This window comes from Coprococcus comes ATCC 27758, from assembly GCF_025149785.1.
In the GTDB taxonomy this organism is placed as follows: Bacteria; Bacillota; Clostridia; order Lachnospirales; family Lachnospiraceae; genus Allocoprococcus; species Allocoprococcus comes.
Window position 1 is genome coordinate 358,369 of record NZ_CP102277.1, and the last position, 15,155, is coordinate 373,523.

Sequence of the window (15,155 nt, forward strand, 5' to 3'; positions counted from 1 at the left end):
TGTTTAATCCAAAACAGACACGGAAGATAGCGGCAGTGATTATTCTTGTTGTTATTGTTGCAATGGTAGCAACATCAATTATTCCATATATCATATAAAATCAGGAGGATTTTTTTGATGGCGGCACGAAAGAAAAAGAGAGAGTTAAGTGAAAAGGCACAAAAGCGTATCCGGCAGAGAAATCTGCATGTGGGGATTACGGTTATTGCAGCCATCGTGATTATTTTCTCCGTGATTCAGTTCACATTATGGCGGTATGTGAGCAAGGTGGATGAGGAGTATATCTGCAAAAATGTTTTTATAGGGAAGACAGATGTATCCGGAATGACCAAGGAAGAAGCAGTGAAAGCAGTAGACAATACACTTGGAGATTATCGGAACAAGCAACTTGTACTGAAGGTAAAAGATCAGGGCGCAGATGTGTCAATCGAGGAAATGGGAGCGGAAGTAGAAAATATTGATAAGCTTGCAGAAAAGGCGGTCGGATACGGAAAAAATGGAAGCATCTGGAGCCGCTATCAGAAGATACATAATTTAGATAAGAAGAAATATGTCATAGATGAAAGCTTTAAAGTTGATGAAGCAAAACTCAGAGAGCTGATCCAGGAACGTGCGGTTCCGCTGGAACAGAAAGCGGTCAATGCATCGGCATCCTATAACGGAAGCGGATTCGATCTGACGGATGAAGCAGAAGGTTATACGGTTGATGTAGATAAATCCGTGAAGAAGATTAAGAATTTCATGAACAAAAAATGGAATTACGAGGACGCAGAAGTCGAGTTAAAGCTGGATATGGAAAAGCCGACGATCAAAAAGGCAGATCTGGAATCCCTGCAGGATGAGCTTGGCTCTTATACGACAAACGCCGGATGGGGGGACCGCGTGCAGAACATCAGGCGTGCAACGGAGCTGATCAACGGAACTGTTGTTATGCCGGGAGAAGAATTTTCAGTGGAACAGGCCACACTTCCTTACACAGAAGAGAATGGCTATGTGGCAGGAAGTGCCTATGAGAACGGACAGATTGTAGAGAGTATCGGAGGTGGCCTGTGTCAGGTATCTACGACGCTTTATAATGCGGTTCTTTATGCGGAACTGGAGGTCACCCGGCGTGCACCGCATTCCATGAGTGTCAGTTATGTAGAACCATCAAGGGATGCAATGATAGCGGAAGGAATCAGTGATTTTAAATTTGTCAATAATTACGATACACCGATCCTGATCGAAGGATATATTGATGGCAATAACCAGCTTGGTTTTTATATTTACGGAAAAGATACCAGAGCTGCAGGACATTCCGTGGAATTTGAAAGTGAGACTCTGGAGACAACAGAGTATACGAAAAAGTATGTAGAAGATACGGAAAGTGCGGTCGGCTCACAGGAAACAGAGGGAGCCGGAATGGATGGAAGCACGGCACGGCTCTGGAAAATTACCTATGAAAACGGAGAAGAGGTCAGCCGGGAAGTAATCAATAACAGCACCTATCAGACTTCTGATGTTACCGTGAAAGTCGGGACAAAATCAGATAATGCAGAGGCAACTAAGCTGGTGGAGGAAGCAATTGAAACCCAGGATCAGGAGAAGATTAATGCGGCGATCAGCAAGGCATCTGCACTTAAGTAATAAAAAGCAGGCGGCTGTTGGAAAGAATGGCAGAACAGAAAGAGGATAAAAGTATGAAAGCAGGAAGAGTGTCACAGACCGTCTATCGGCGTTCGGTTTTAAAACAGATACAGAATAATATAGAAGGTATAGATTTTTTAAGACCGTCACAGGAGGAAACCTGTTATATAGCAGATGAAAGTGAAGAGCGGATCACAATCGCAACGGATGTTTCATTAGCCGGAAATGAAAAAGATCTTGGAGTATTTGCCATAGCGCAGGCAGTGGATCAGCTGGCTTCCAGAGGAGCGCGGGCATATGGAATCAGTGTCCGGATCATGCTCCCGACGTTTGCCTATGAGTCCAGATTGAAAGCGATGATGGTGGAGATTTCGGAGATATGTAAAGAAAAAGGTCTCAGGGTTTTCTTTGCAGATGCGCAAAGTGTAAATGGGATCCAGACGAGTATTGTTCATGTAACAGCACACGGTGAGGCAAAAAAAGAACAGCTGCTTGCAAGCAGATCGGCAAAAGCAGGCGAAGAGATTGTCCTGGTTAAATGGATTGGTATGGAAGGAACCTTACGGATCATACGGGAAGAAGGGGCGGCTCTGGCAGAGCGGTTTGCGCCGGGATTCTTAAATAAGTTGGAAGATATGAGAGATGAAATTTTCAGTGACAGGGCAATGGAGATTGCCGGCCGGAACGGGGTGTCAGCAATGCATCCGATCGGAGAAGGAGGGATTCTTGCAGCACTTTGGGATATGGCAGAAGGTGCAGGAATTGGTCTTTCGGTAGAGATGAAGAAAATGACGGTACGTCAGGAAACGATTGAAGTCTGTGAAGTATTTCATCTGAATCCTTACCAGCTTACCAGTACAGGAGCGGTTCTTATGGTGACACCGAAGGGTGAAGAACTAAAGGAAAGACTGAAAAGGGAAGGTATTCCGGCAGAGATCATCGGACACACAACAGAAGGAAACGAGAGGATCATCTGGGGTGGGGGAGAAAAAAGATTTCTCGACAGACCGGCACCGGACGAACTGGCACGAATTTATGAAATGAAGGAGAATGTAAATGCTTAATATTGTACTTTTTGAACCGGAAATCCCGGCAAATACCGGAAATATCGGAAGGACCTGTGTGGCGACGAATACCAGACTTCATCTGATCGAGCCACTTGGTTTCCGGTTAAATGAAAAGAACCTGAAGCGGGCAGGGATGGATTACTGGGAACATCTGGATGTGACGACTTATATTGATTACCGGGATTTTATGGAAAAAAATCCGGGAGCGAAGATTTATATGGCAACTACAAAATCACCGAATCTTTATACGGATGTTAAATATGAACCGGACTGTTATATCATGTTCGGAAAAGAAAGCGCAGGGATTCCGGAAGAAATCCTCTGTCACCACAAGAAAGACAGCATCCGGATTCCGATGATCGGAGATATCCGTTCACTGAATCTTGGGAATTCGGTTGCGATCGTGTTATATGAAGCGCTCCGGCAGAATGGGTTTGCCGGAATGAATACAGAAGGACATCTTCACAGACTGGAATGGGATGAATAAAAAAGTGCTGCAAGGCTAAAAACGCTTTGCGGCACTTTTACTATTGTGAAAAAAATGACTATATAAAATATTTTAAATAATCAACGCATTTAATGGCATTTATTGGTAAAAGTGATGACAATATTTGGAAATTGTATAAGAAAAAATACAATCGTGTGTAAACCAGTGGACATATTTCATAAAAAAGGATATAATAAATGGAAAGTGATATAGAGAATGGAGATAAGTATCATGAAATATAAACAAAGCGTATATAAAACCTTTGCACTCATCAGTCAGTTAGGTATCAGTATACTGGTTCCCATTTTGCTATGCACTTTTTTTGGTACATGGCTGGAAAAGAAGGTTTCTTTTCCAGTTTTTATCCCTTTGGTGATAGTGGGTGTATTGGCAGGTCTGCGCAATGCATGGGTACTTGCGAGACATGCGAATGAAGATCCGGAAGACAAAAACAAAAATTGAGCAGGGAGGAATGAAACAACATGAGTAAGACAGACAATACCGTACTGAAGGATATGATCATCACTATGCTTCTGTATGGAATAATCGCACAGATTGTATGTCTGATTATCCCAGGGGATCATCTGAGAATGACAGCAGGGCTTTGGATCGGGGTGGCTGCAGGTGTTTTCATGGTAATCCATATGAAAAACTCGTTGGATGAGGCGGTACTTTATGGAGAACAGGAAGCACAGAGATACATGCAGAAATCTTACGCGATAAGATATCTGGTTGTAGTTGTAGTATTTATAGCCGTCAGCTGGCTTCGGATTGTGAATGTACTTACACTGTTTGCAGGAATTATGAGTTTAAAGCTTGCGGCATATTTGCAGCCAATTATGCATAAGCTTTTCGCTAAATTCAAAAAATCTAAGTAAAGGAGGTAAAGCGCGTGGGGAACAGCTTAGGAATGCTGGCAGCTAAGGAGCCGGATTTTCAAATTCACGGTCTCGTTAAATTCCAGTTATTTGGGCAGGAGTTATGGCTCACCACTACACATGTCAGCATATTGATCGTAGCGTTATTACTGCTGATTTTTGCGTTGGTTGTCCGAGCTAAGCTGAGCGATGCCGAAGGCAAACCCGGAACCCTGCAGAATATTGCCGAGCTTATCGTTGAGATGCTTGACAATATGGTAAAAGGAAGCATGGGGAAAAACGGACTGGCGTTCCGGAATTATATCGGGTCTTTGTTTTTGTTTTTGATTGTGGCAAACCTTTCGGGACTTTTGGGGCTTCGGCCACCAACTGCAGATTATGGTGTAACACTTCCACTTGGACTTATCACATTTGTGCTGATTCAGTTCAATAACATCAAATACAACAAAATTGAGGCATTTACAGGCCTGTTCAAACCATTGCCGTTCTTGTTCCCAATCAATCTGATCGGGGAGATCGCAGCACCATTTTCCATCTCACTTCGTCTGTTTGGAAATGTGCTGTCCGGTACTGTAATCATGGGACTTATCTATGGTCTTCTGTATAAGATCGCATGGGCATGGCCGGGATTTCTACACATCTATTTCGATGTGTTCTCGGGAGCAATTCAGGCATATGTATTTTGCATGCTGACGATGGTATATATCAATGACAAGATGCCGTCAGCGGAGTAAAAAGCAAACTGGGATCTAAGTTCAGACAGTATCAGGTTTGCAGTGATTAAGGAGGAAAATTATTATGGGTAATATTTCAAATGAAGCTTTAATTTTAGCGTGTTCAGCAATCGGCGCAGGACTTGCGATGATCGCAGGTATTGGTCCTGGTGTAGGACAGGGTATTGCGGCAGGTCATGGTGCATCTGCAGTAGGACGTAACCCGGGAGCAAGATCAGACATCACGTCTACAATGCTTTTAGGACAGGCAGTAGCAGAGACAACAGGTCTGTACAGTTTGGTTATTGCACTTATTCTCTTGTTCGCAAACCCGCTTCTTGGAAAGCTGTAAAAAAGGTTTTGCCTGTAAAATAAGAGAAAGGAGGCAACGCCTTGGAACGTTTGTTTAATCTGGATGCGCAGCTTCTTTTTGATGCCTGTGTCATGGCACTCAGTATGCTTGTCATGTTCACGTTTCTGTCATATCTGCTTTTCAAACCGGTAAGAAAACTTCTGGAGGACAGAAAGCAGAGAGTTGCTGATGAACAGGAGTCAGCAAAGAATGACCGGAAAGAGGCAGCCGTTTACAAAGAAGAATACGAACAGAAATTAAAAGAAATCGATAAAGAGGCGCAGGCTATTCTCAGTGAAGCACGGAAAAAAGCGATGAAGACCGAAAATGAAATTGTTGCAGAAGCAAAAGAAGAAGCAGCAAGGATCATCACACGTGCCAATAATGAGATCGAACTGGAACGGAAGCGTGCGCTTGATGATATGAAGCAGGAGATGATCTCCATTGCATCAGCAATGGCAGGTAAAGTAGTAGCAGCTTCGATCGATACCAGTGTACAGGATGAACTGATCGAAGAGACATTAAAAGAAATGGGAGAACAGACATGGCTAAGCTAGTATCAAAGGTATATGGTGACGCCCTGTTTGAAGCTGCCCGTGACTGCGGAAAAATGGATGAGATATTCGAGGAAGTACAGAGTATCGGAGTGATCCTCGAAGAAAATGCAGAGCTTCAGAAGATTCTCGGAAATCCGAGAGTTATGCGTGAAGACAAAGAGCAGATGATCGAGACGATTTTCCGCGGACGTGTTTCAAATGAGATTGTAGAGCTGATGAAGCTGATGATCGAAAAAGGGCGCTACAGCAAGATAGATTCTGTATTTGAATATTTTATCGGACTTGTAAAAGAAGAAAAGAAAATCGGGATTGCATATATCGCTACAGCAGTAGAACTGAGCGAGGCACAGAAAGAAGCAGTCATGCAGCGGCTTCTTCAGACGACAAAATATGAATCCTTTGAGATGAATTATCAGGTAGATGCTTCTCTGATCGGTGGAATGGTGATCCGTATCGGTGACAGAGTTGTGGATACAAGTATTAAGACAAAGCTGTATGAACTGTCAAAGAGCCTGAAGAAAATTCAGGTATAGCAGTTAGAATTAGTAGAAAGAAGGTGGATTCGCTCCATGAATTTAAGACCAGAAGAAATAAGTTCTGTGATCAAAGAACAGATTGAAAGATATTCCTCTGAGCTGAACGTATCGGATGTCGGAACGGTTATTCAGGTGGCAGATGGTATTGCGCGTGTCCACGGCCTTGAAAATGCAATGCAGGGTGAACTTTTGGAGTTCCCTTCAGAAGTATACGGAATGGTTCTGAACCTGGAAGAGGACAACGTAGGTGCTGTTCTTCTGGGAGATCATAAGAATATCAATGAAGGTGATACTGTAAAGACAACCGGACGAGTTGTAGAGGTTCCGGTAGGCGACTGTATGCTTGGCCGTGTAGTTAATGCACTTGGACAGCCAATCGATGGAAAAGGACCAATCCAGGCAACCAGGCATCGTCAGATCGAGCGTGTGGCACCGGGGGTTATTTCCCGTAAGTCAGTAGATACACCGCTTCAGACAGGTATTAAAGCGATCGACTCCATGGTTCCGATCGGTCGTGGACAGAGAGAGCTGATCATCGGTGACAGACAGACCGGTAAGACAGCGATCGCAATCGATACGATCATCAACCAGAAAGGGCAGGGCGTAAAGTGTATTTATGTAGCAATCGGTCAGAAAGCTTCGACCGTAGCTTCCCTTGTTAAGACTCTGGAGACCTTTGGGGCAATGGATTATACAACTGTAGTTGTGTCAACAGCCAGTGAGCTTGCACCACTGCAGTACATCGCACCGTATTCAGGATGTGCGATGGGAGAAGAATGGATGGAGAACGGAGATGATGTACTGATCGTTTATGATGACCTGTCCAAACATGCAACTGCATACCGTACCCTTTCCTTACTTCTGAAACGTCCACCTGGACGTGAGGCTTATCCGGGAGATGTATTCTATCTGCATTCAAGACTTCTTGAAAGAGCAGCCCGTCTTTCAGATGAACTTGGCGGAGGTTCACTTACTGCACTTCCGATTATCGAGACACAGGCAGGTGACGTATCAGCATACATTCCTACCAACGTTATTTCCATCACAGACGGACAGATTTATCTGGAAACAGAGATGTTCAACTCTGGTTTCAGACCGGCCGTTAATGCCGGACTTTCTGTATCCCGTGTAGGTGGATCGGCACAGATCAAGGCGATGAAGAAGATCGCTGGTACAATCCGTATTGATCTTGCACAGTACCGTGAGCTGGCATCCTTTGCACAGTTCGGATCGGAACTGGATGCAGAGACTTCCGAACGTCTGGCACAGGGAGTCCGGATCAAAGAGATCCTGAAACAGCCGCAGTACCAGCCGATGCCGGTAGAATACCAGATTATTATCATTTATGCAGCAGTTAAGAAGCTTCTTCTTGATATTGCGGTAGAAGATATTCTGGCTTTTGAAAGCGGACTTTTTGATTATATTAAGACAAAATATCCGGAAATTCCAGAATCTATCAAGAATGACAAAGTGCTGAAAGAAGAGGTAGAAGAAGCTCTCAGAAAAGCAATCGGAGAATATAAAGAACAATTTCAGGCAAGGTAGGTGATACAAAGTGGCATCTATGAGAGATATCAAGCGTCGCCGTACCAGTGTACAGAGCACGCAGCAGATTACAAAAGCCATGAAACTTGTCTCTACCGTAAAGCTGCAGAAAGCAAGAACCCGGGCAGAAGAATCAAAGCCGTATTTTGACTGTATGTATGCAACAATGACCTCTCTGCTTGCAAAGGCAGGGAATATCAATCATCCATATCTGAAAGCAGATGATTCGAAGAAGAAAGCAGTCATTGTTGTAACATCCAATCGTGGACTGGCAGGTGGATATAACTCCAATGTAGTGAAGATGGTGACTGAAAATGAAGCCTTTACGAAGGAGAATATCCGGATCTATGCAATTGGAGGAAAAGGACTGGAACTTCTGAAACACAAAGGATATGATATTGTCGCTGATTATTCAGAGATGATCGAAGAACCGTCCTATGATGATGCGAAGAGTATTACAAAAAGACTTCTGACAGATTTTGAAAATGGTGAGATTGGTGAGATCTATCTGATCTACACATTTTTCAAAAATACGGTAAGTCACATTCCGACGATGATCAAAGTCCTTCCGGCAGAGGTGCAGGAAGAAGCGGGAGAAGAGGATGCAAAGGCGCAGCTTACACCGATGAACTTTGAACCGGAAGCGGAAGAGGCAATCAGCCTTCTTGTTCCGAAATATATCAGCAGCATTCTGTATGGCGCGTTTGTGGAAGCAGTTGCCAGTGAGAACGGTGCACGTATGCAGGCGATGGATTCGGCAACCAGCAATGCGGAAGAGATGATAGATGATTTGGAATTGAAATATAACAGAGCACGTCAGGGTGCGATCACACAGGAACTTACCGAGATCATTGCCGGAGCAGAGGCGATCGGATAAATACAGGTTTCTGTATGTAAGGAGGAGAAAATGGCAGATAAAAATATAGGGAAGATTACCCAGGTTATCGGTGCCGTTCTTGACCTTAAGTTTTCGGAAGGATACTTGCCGGAGATCAACGATGCGGTTGAGATTACGCGCAAGGATGGAGGAAAACTTGTGGTAGAAGTTGCACAGCATCTGGGTGATGATATCGTAAGATGTATCGCCATGGGACCGACAGACGGACTGGTGCGAGGCATGGACGCCGTAGCAACCGGGGGACCGATTTCAGTTCCGGTTGGCGAAGCAACACTCGGACGTATCTTCAACGTACTGGGTGAGCCGATTGATGAAAAAGAGGCTCCGAAGGATGTTGAATACGCACCGATTCACAGAAAAGCTCCAAGCTTTGAAGAGCAGGCAACACAGACAGAGATGCTGGAGACAGGTATCAAGGTTGTTGACCTTCTGTGCCCATATCAGAAAGGTGGAAAAATCGGTCTGTTCGGTGGAGCCGGTGTAGGAAAGACCGTTCTTATCCAGGAACTGATTACCAATATTGCAACGGAGCATGGCGGCTATTCTGTATTCACTGGTGTAGGAGAACGTACCCGTGAAGGAAATGACCTTTACTATGAGATGACAGAATCCGGAGTTATCAAAAAGACAGCGATGGTATTCGGTCAGATGAATGAACCACCTGGAGCACGTATGAGAGTCGGACTTACAGGACTGACTCTTGCAGAATATTTCCGTGATAAAGGTGGAAAGGATGTACTTCTTTTCATTGATAACATTTTCCGTTTTACACAGGCAGGTTCCGAAGTATCAGCGCTTCTTGGACGTATGCCTTCAGCGGTAGGTTATCAGCCGACACTGCAGACAGAAATGGGTGCGCTGCAGGAGCGTATCACATCCACGAAGAACGGATCCATCACATCCGTGCAGGCAGTATATGTGCCAGCCGATGACCTTACTGACCCGGCTCCGGCAACAACATTTGCCCATCTGGATGCAACGACCGTACTTTCCCGTGCGATCACAGAGCTTGGTATTTACCCGGCTGTAGATCCACTGGAATCTACTTCACGTATTCTGGATCCACACATTGTCGGAGAAGAACACTATAAAGTAGCCCGTGGAGTACAGGAAATTCTTCAGAAATACAAAGAACTGCAGGATATCATTGCAATTCTTGGTATGGATGAACTTTCCGAGGAAGATAAGCTGGTCGTATCCAGAGCAAGAAAGATCCAGAGATTCCTTTCCCAGCCATTCCATGTTGCGACACAGTTTACAGGTCTGGAAGGACGTTATGTTCCAATTGGCGAGACAATTCAGGGATTTAAAGAGATCCTCGAAGGAAAGCATGATGATATTCCGGAGGGATATTTCCTGAATGCAGGTAATATCGATGACGTGCTTGCCCGTGTGAAATAGGAGGGACGTCCTATGGCAGATAAATTTAAACTTAACATTATTTCGCCGGAAAAGAAGTTTCTGGAGGGTGATTGCGAATTCCTTGAATTTGTAAGTACTGAAGGAGAACTTGGTATCTATGCAAAGCATATTCCGCTGACGACGATTCTTGAACCATGCGTGATGCGAATCCACAATGACGGGGAGATTAAGAAAGCGGCAATTCTCGGAGGATTTGTAGAAATCCTGCAGGAGAGGGTAACGGTGCTTGCAGAAGATGCACAGTGGCCGGATGAAATTGATGTGGCACGTGCCGAAGCGGCGAAGAAGCGCGCTGAGGACAGAATTGCTGCGAAGCAGGAAGGCACAGATATGCGCCGTGCAGAGGCGGCACTGAAAAGAGCAGTTGCCCGAATTGGAGCAGCTCAGTCATAAAACATTAAAAACCGAGAATCCTTTGTTGGATTTTCGGTTTTTTTAATGAAGGAAAACTGGACAATAAGGAGGAATTTGCCTATAATAATTTATTATATGATACCAGGGTCAAAAGGTCAGAAAGCTGATGCAAGCTTGCTTGCAAGAGGATTTTTGACCTCTTGACCCGCCAAAAACATGAGTAAGTAGCCATTTCTCAAAGAAAAATGAGCGGATTACGAATGTTTTTGAGGATTGCGAGAGTGCAAAGCACGTAGCAATCTGGTATCAAAGGGATCAAAATACCTTTTGACCCCAACATCATTATATAGCATAAAAAAGAGTATGAATGGCAGGATAAAATTGAGAGGATAAAGGGATGAACAAACAGGACCAAATGACAATGCAGGAAGCGGAAAGAAAGATGGAATCTTTGAGGGAAGTGTTTCAGGTTGTCAGACTGGTAGACGGGAAAATGCTGATGGATCGGGAAAAACGGATAAATGCAGGAGATTTATCTGAAACGTGTCAGTGTTACAGTTTCTGGAAAAAAGACAAGGAATGCGAGAACTGTAGCTCTCTTCTGGCACTGAAAGAACAGACGCAGAAGATAAAATTTGAATTTCTGGATTTGCAGGTATTTCAGGTGATCTCGCGTTATGTTGAGATTGATGGCAGACCTTATGTTATGGAAATGATTCAGAATCTTGATGAGAGTATTCAGATTGATCAGGAGGGGTATGATAAGCTGATCAGTAAACTGTCAGGATATAATGAAAAGCTATATACGGATGTACTGACTGGGATATATAATCGGCGTTTTTTTGAAGAAAAGATCAAAAACATGGAGGATGAAGCTGGAATTGCAGTGATCGATCTGGATGATTTTAAGCTTCATAACGATACTTATGGACATAGTGCGGGAGATGCGGCACTTATAACGACTGCGAACATTATCAAAAAATATATCCGGAAGACGGATATTCTGATCCGGTATGGTGGAGATGAATTTTTACTGATCCTTCCTTCGATTAAGAAACATATTTTTGAAGATAAGCTAAAACTGATCCGGGAAAAAATCCACGATACGATTGTGCCGAAGTATGAGAAAATGCAGCTTTCGGTCAGCATCGGCGGAGCTATATTCCGCGAAGGCAATATTGAAGATGCTATTGCCAGTGCTGACAGACAGATGTATATAGCTAAAAATTATAAAAATATGGTTGTCACAGAATGGGATGAAAATGGAAAGAAAAAGGAAGAAAATTCTGCATCAGAAAAACTGAAACAGCAGATCCTTATCGTGGATGATTCGGAAATAAACCGCGAGATTCTGAAAGAGATTCTGAAAGAGGACTACCGGATTTTGGAGGCGGCTAATGGAGAAGAATGTCTGGAACAACTGGAACGGTCTGGAACAGGGATCTCACTGGTGCTGCTCGATATTGTGATGCCGGAAATGGATGGATTTGAAGTCCTTGCTGCGATGAACCAGAATCATTGGATTGAAGATATTCCGGTAATCATGATTTCCAGTGAAGATTCAGATAGCTATATCAGACGGGCATATGAGATGGGTGTTTCAGATTACATCAGCCGCCCGTTTGATGCGAAAATCGTATATCAACGCGTCCTGAACATGATCAAGCTATATGCAAAACAGAGGAGACTGATCCATCTGGTGACCAGGCAGATTTACGAAAAAGAGAGAAATAACCGGATGATGATCGGTATCCTGAGCCAGATTGTTGAGTTCAGAAACGGAGAAAGTGGTCTGCATGTGATCCATATCAATCTGATCACACAGCTTTTGCTGGAACAACTGGTGAAAAAGACAGGAAAATATCAGCTCTCATGGGAAGATAGATTATTGATTGCAACAGCATCGGCTTTGCATGATATCGGAAAGATTGGAATTGACGAGAAAATTCTGAACAAACCGGGAAAGCTTACCAAAGAGGAATTTGAGATTATGAAGACACATACCTTAATCGGTGCACAAATGCTGGATAATCTGGATATGTACCGGAATGAAAAGCTGCTCAAGCTTGCACATGAGATTTGCCGCTGGCATCATGAAAGATATGATGGAAAGGGATATCCGGACGGACTTGTCGGAGAAGAAATTCCGATTTCGGCACAAGTAGTATCGCTGGCGGATGTGTATGACGCCCTGGTGAGTGAACGGGTTTACAAGAAGGCATTTTCGCATGAAAAAGCACTGGAAATGATCCAAAATGGTGAATGCGGTACATTTAACCCACTGTTACTCCAGTGTATGACCGAAGCACAGGATAAATTAAAGACAATGATGGAAATAGCAGAAAAAGAATAAAAAGGAGTAGAAAAGACAGAATGAAGGCACTTGTAATTGCAGAAAAACCTTCTGTTGCGCGTGATATTGCGCGTGTACTTAAATGTGGGAAAAAGATAAATGGAGCAATTGAAGGAGAGCGTTATATTGTAACCTGGGGACTTGGTCATCTGGTTACCCTGGCAGATCCGGAAGATTACGATAAAAAATATAAAGAGTGGAAAATTGATGTGCTTCCGATGAAGCCGGCTCCATTTAAGCTTGAAGTAATAAAGCAGACCGGAAAACAGTTCGCAGCGGTGAAAACACAGATTCACCGCAAGGATGTGAATGAAATTATCATTGCTACGGATGCAGGACGAGAAGGAGAGCTGGTAGCAAGGCTGATTCTGGAAAAAGCAGGAAGCAAAAAGCCGATCAAGAGGCTGTGGATCTCATCTGTAACAGATAAAGCAATCAGAGAAGGTTTTGCAAAGTTGAAGAACGGGCATGAGTATGATGCGCTTTATGATGCTGCAATGTGCCGTGCCGAGGCAGACTGGCTGGTTGGAATCAATGCAACAAGGGCACTGACCTGTAAATATAATGCACAGCTTTCCTGTGGACGTGTGCAGACACCAACGCTTGCAATGATTGCAAAGAGAGAAGAAAAGATCCGTAGTTTTATTCCGGAAAGTTATTATGGAATGACTGCAAAAGGACAAAATATTATGCTGACCTGGCAGGATCAGAAGTCAAAGAGTTATCGCTCATTCGATAAAGAGAAAATGACCGGACTGATGAAAAAGCTGGATGAACAGAAAGCGGTAGTGGAAGAGATTAAAAAAACACCGAAAAAAACGTATGCACCGCTTTTGTATGATCTGACAGAGCTGCAGAGAGAAGCCAATCAGCGGTTTGGATATTCGGCGAAAGAGACGCTGAATATCATGCAGAGACTGTATGAGAATCATAAGGTGCTGACCTATCCGAGAACGGATTCCAGATATCTGAGCAAAGACATTGTTCCGACGATCAAGGATCGTCTGGAGGCGTGTGGTACAGGACCGTACCGTAAGCTTGCAATGACAGCGAAGAAAAAGGATCTGAGCGGAAAGCTCGCTTTTGTAAATGATGCGAAGGTATCGGATCATCATGCGATCATCCCAACGGAGCAGTTTGTGGATCTGAGTCATATGACAAATGAAGAGCGGAAGATTTATGATCTGGTTGTGCGGCGTTTTCTTGCTGTGCTTTATCCGCCATTTGAGTATGAGCAGACACAGGTTACGGTGAAGGTTGGCGGTGAAACTTTTCTTGCGTCTGGAAAGATTGTGAAAGCGCAGGGATGGCGGGCTGCTTATGAAGAGGAAGTCTATTCGGCTGAGGATGAAGAAGAGGAAGAGGCATATGAGTCTGGAAAGAGTTTGAAAGGACAGACACTGCCGGAACTGGAAAAAGGACAGGAGATTAAAGGACTTGTGTTGTCATTGACAGAAGGTAAAACGAAGCCACCGGCACATTTTAATGAAGCAACACTTTTGTCAGCAATGGAGAACCCGACGGCTTATATGGAAAGCCATGACAAAGCGATGGCGAAAACGCTTGGCGAGACAGGAGGATTGGGAACGGTTGCGACAAGAGCGGATATTATTGAAAAACTTTTTAAAAGCTTTTTGCTGGAAAAGCGTGGAAAAGATATCTATCTTACATCGAAAGCGAAGCAGCTTCTGGAACTTGTGCCGGAAGAGTTAAAACAGCCGGAACTTACAGCAGACTGGGAAATGCGTTTGTCGCAGATTGCGAAGGGAAAGCTTTCGCGGAAGGATTTTATGAAGGATATTGATAAATATACGGATCAGGTGGTTTCTGAGATTAAGGCGGGAGCTGGAACGTTCCGACATGATAATCTGACAAATAGTAAATGTCCGCGATGTGGTAAGAGAATGCTTGCAGTGAAAGGAAAGAACAGTGAGATGCTGGTTTGTCAGGACAGAGAGTGCGGATACCGCGAAACAGTATCACGGACAACGAATGCGAGATGTCCTGTGTGTCACAAGAAGATGCAGCTGAAAGGAAGAGGGGATGGACAGATTTTTGTGTGTGTCTGCGGACATAAGGAGAAGCTGACATCGTTCCAGGAGAGACGGAAGAAAGAAGGTGCGGGAGTCAGCAAGAAGGATGTGCAGAAATATTTAAGACAGCAGAAGGATGAGCCGGTGAATAATCCATTTGCGGATGCGCTGGCTAAGATTAAGTTGTAGGTGGCGAATGGGATGGCGTGTGGAAGGTTTGGCTTTCTGGTACGTCTCATTGACTTGATGGCTGTAGTACAAAACGCAGCCGGAAAGTCAAACCTTCCACACGCCTGTGCATTGGCAGACGGGGATGTTGTGGCGAAGTGGAAAA

General features: G+C 44.1%; 15 protein-coding genes. All 15 read left to right on the forward strand.

The features are described 5' to 3' along the window. Nucleotides 1-117: 117 nt before the first annotated feature. The 15 genes from NQ556_RS01915 to NQ556_RS01985 all read left to right on the forward strand — a co-directional run bounded on the left by NQ556_RS01915 (nt 118) and on the right by NQ556_RS01985 (nt 15,010). Complete coding sequence (locus NQ556_RS01915; RefSeq protein ID WP_008370049.1) at nt 118-1,626, forward strand: VanW family protein; 1,509 nt, start codon at nt 118-120, stop codon at nt 1,624-1,626. A 53-nt stretch (nt 1,627-1,679) separates the two neighbouring features. Continuing rightward, nucleotides 1,680-2,690, forward strand: coding sequence for an AIR synthase-related protein (locus tag NQ556_RS01920; protein ID WP_055156264.1), 1,011 nt, complete (start codon nt 1,680-1,682; stop codon nt 2,688-2,690). After that, nucleotides 2,683-3,180 carry a tRNA (cytidine(34)-2'-O)-methyltransferase gene (locus NQ556_RS01925; protein WP_008370053.1) on the forward strand — a complete coding sequence of 166 codons (498 nt, stop codon included), beginning with the start codon at nt 2,683-2,685 and terminating at the stop codon, nt 3,178-3,180. The genes NQ556_RS01920 and NQ556_RS01925 overlap by 8 nt, the downstream gene beginning before the upstream one ends. Nucleotides 3,181-3,411: 231 nt before the next feature. Next, nucleotides 3,412-3,642, forward strand: coding sequence for an AtpZ/AtpI family protein (locus NQ556_RS01930; protein WP_022220232.1), 231 nt, complete (start codon nt 3,412-3,414; stop codon nt 3,640-3,642). Nucleotides 3,643-3,662: 20 nt separating this feature from the next. Continuing rightward, nucleotides 3,663-4,058, forward strand: coding sequence for an ATP synthase subunit I (locus tag NQ556_RS01935; protein WP_008370058.1), 396 nt, complete (start codon nt 3,663-3,665; stop codon nt 4,056-4,058). Nucleotides 4,059-4,072: 14 nt separating this feature from the next. Further along, nucleotides 4,073-4,792: a F0F1 ATP synthase subunit A gene (gene atpB, locus NQ556_RS01940; RefSeq protein WP_022220233.1), complete on the forward strand. Its 720-nt coding sequence runs from the start codon at nt 4,073-4,075 to the stop codon at nt 4,790-4,792. A gap of 64 nt (nt 4,793-4,856) precedes the next feature. After that, complete coding sequence (gene atpE, locus NQ556_RS01945; RefSeq protein WP_008370061.1) at nt 4,857-5,123, forward strand: ATP synthase F0 subunit C; 267 nt, start codon at nt 4,857-4,859, stop codon at nt 5,121-5,123. A gap of 41 nt (nt 5,124-5,164) precedes the next feature. Further along, on the forward strand, nt 5,165-5,680 hold the full coding sequence (gene atpF / locus NQ556_RS01950; RefSeq protein ID WP_008370063.1) for a F0F1 ATP synthase subunit B: 516 nt from the start codon (nt 5,165-5,167) through the stop codon (nt 5,678-5,680). Beyond that, nucleotides 5,668-6,213, forward strand: coding sequence for an ATP synthase F1 subunit delta (gene atpH, locus NQ556_RS01955; protein WP_008370066.1), 546 nt, complete (start codon nt 5,668-5,670; stop codon nt 6,211-6,213). Before atpF ends, atpH begins: the two co-directional genes overlap by 13 nt. Nucleotides 6,214-6,249: 36 nt before the next feature. Next, a complete protein-coding gene (gene atpA / locus NQ556_RS01960) occupies nt 6,250-7,761 on the forward strand; it encodes a F0F1 ATP synthase subunit alpha (protein ID WP_008370069.1) in 1,512 nt (503 codons plus the stop codon). A 10-nt stretch (nt 7,762-7,771) separates the two neighbouring features. Continuing rightward, a complete protein-coding gene (gene atpG / locus NQ556_RS01965) occupies nt 7,772-8,638 on the forward strand; it encodes an ATP synthase F1 subunit gamma (protein ID WP_022220234.1) in 867 nt (288 codons plus the stop codon). Between the two features lie 30 nt (nt 8,639-8,668). Continuing rightward, nucleotides 8,669-10,060 carry a F0F1 ATP synthase subunit beta gene (gene atpD / locus NQ556_RS01970; RefSeq protein WP_008370073.1) on the forward strand — a complete coding sequence of 464 codons (1,392 nt, stop codon included), beginning with the start codon at nt 8,669-8,671 and terminating at the stop codon, nt 10,058-10,060. A gap of 12 nt (nt 10,061-10,072) precedes the next feature. Beyond that, the gene (gene atpC, locus NQ556_RS01975; protein ID WP_008370075.1) at nt 10,073-10,474 is read left to right on the forward strand and encodes an ATP synthase F1 subunit epsilon; all 402 of its coding nucleotides are present in this window, start codon (nt 10,073-10,075) and stop codon (nt 10,472-10,474) included. 358 nt (nt 10,475-10,832) lie between these two features. Continuing rightward, nucleotides 10,833-12,788: a diguanylate cyclase gene (locus NQ556_RS01980; protein ID WP_008370078.1), complete on the forward strand. Its 1,956-nt coding sequence runs from the start codon at nt 10,833-10,835 to the stop codon at nt 12,786-12,788. Nucleotides 12,789-12,808: 20 nt separating this feature from the next. Then, nucleotides 12,809-15,010, forward strand: coding sequence for a DNA topoisomerase III (locus NQ556_RS01985; RefSeq protein WP_022221047.1), 2,202 nt, complete (start codon nt 12,809-12,811; stop codon nt 15,008-15,010). Nucleotides 15,011-15,155 lie beyond the last annotated feature (145 nt).

Excerpts from the sequence above, each read along its gene's own strand:
- atpD (WP_008370073.1), top strand. The coding sequence starts at position 8,669 with ATGGCAGATAAAAATATAGGGAAGATTACCCAGGTTATCGGTGCCGTT.
- atpH (WP_008370066.1), top strand. The coding sequence starts at position 5,668 with ATGGCTAAGCTAGTATCAAAGGTATATGGTGACGCCCTGTTTGAAGCT.
- atpC (WP_008370075.1), top strand. The coding sequence starts at position 10,073 with ATGGCAGATAAATTTAAACTTAACATTATTTCGCCGGAAAAGAAGTTT.
- NQ556_RS01980 (WP_008370078.1), top strand. The coding sequence starts at position 10,833 with ATGAACAAACAGGACCAAATGACAATGCAGGAAGCGGAAAGAAAGATG.
- NQ556_RS01925 (WP_008370053.1), top strand. The coding sequence starts at position 2,683 with ATGCTTAATATTGTACTTTTTGAACCGGAAATCCCGGCAAATACCGGA.
- NQ556_RS01935 (WP_008370058.1), top strand. The coding sequence starts at position 3,663 with ATGAGTAAGACAGACAATACCGTACTGAAGGATATGATCATCACTATG.
- atpA (WP_008370069.1), top strand. The coding sequence starts at position 6,250 with ATGAATTTAAGACCAGAAGAAATAAGTTCTGTGATCAAAGAACAGATT.
- NQ556_RS01985 (WP_022221047.1), top strand. The coding sequence starts at position 12,809 with ATGAAGGCACTTGTAATTGCAGAAAAACCTTCTGTTGCGCGTGATATT.
- NQ556_RS01915 (WP_008370049.1), top strand. The coding sequence starts at position 118 with ATGGCGGCACGAAAGAAAAAGAGAGAGTTAAGTGAAAAGGCACAAAAG.
- NQ556_RS01930 (WP_022220232.1), top strand. The coding sequence starts at position 3,412 with ATGAAATATAAACAAAGCGTATATAAAACCTTTGCACTCATCAGTCAG.
- NQ556_RS01920 (WP_055156264.1), top strand. The coding sequence starts at position 1,680 with ATGAAAGCAGGAAGAGTGTCACAGACCGTCTATCGGCGTTCGGTTTTA.
- atpE (WP_008370061.1), top strand. The coding sequence starts at position 4,857 with ATGGGTAATATTTCAAATGAAGCTTTAATTTTAGCGTGTTCAGCAATC.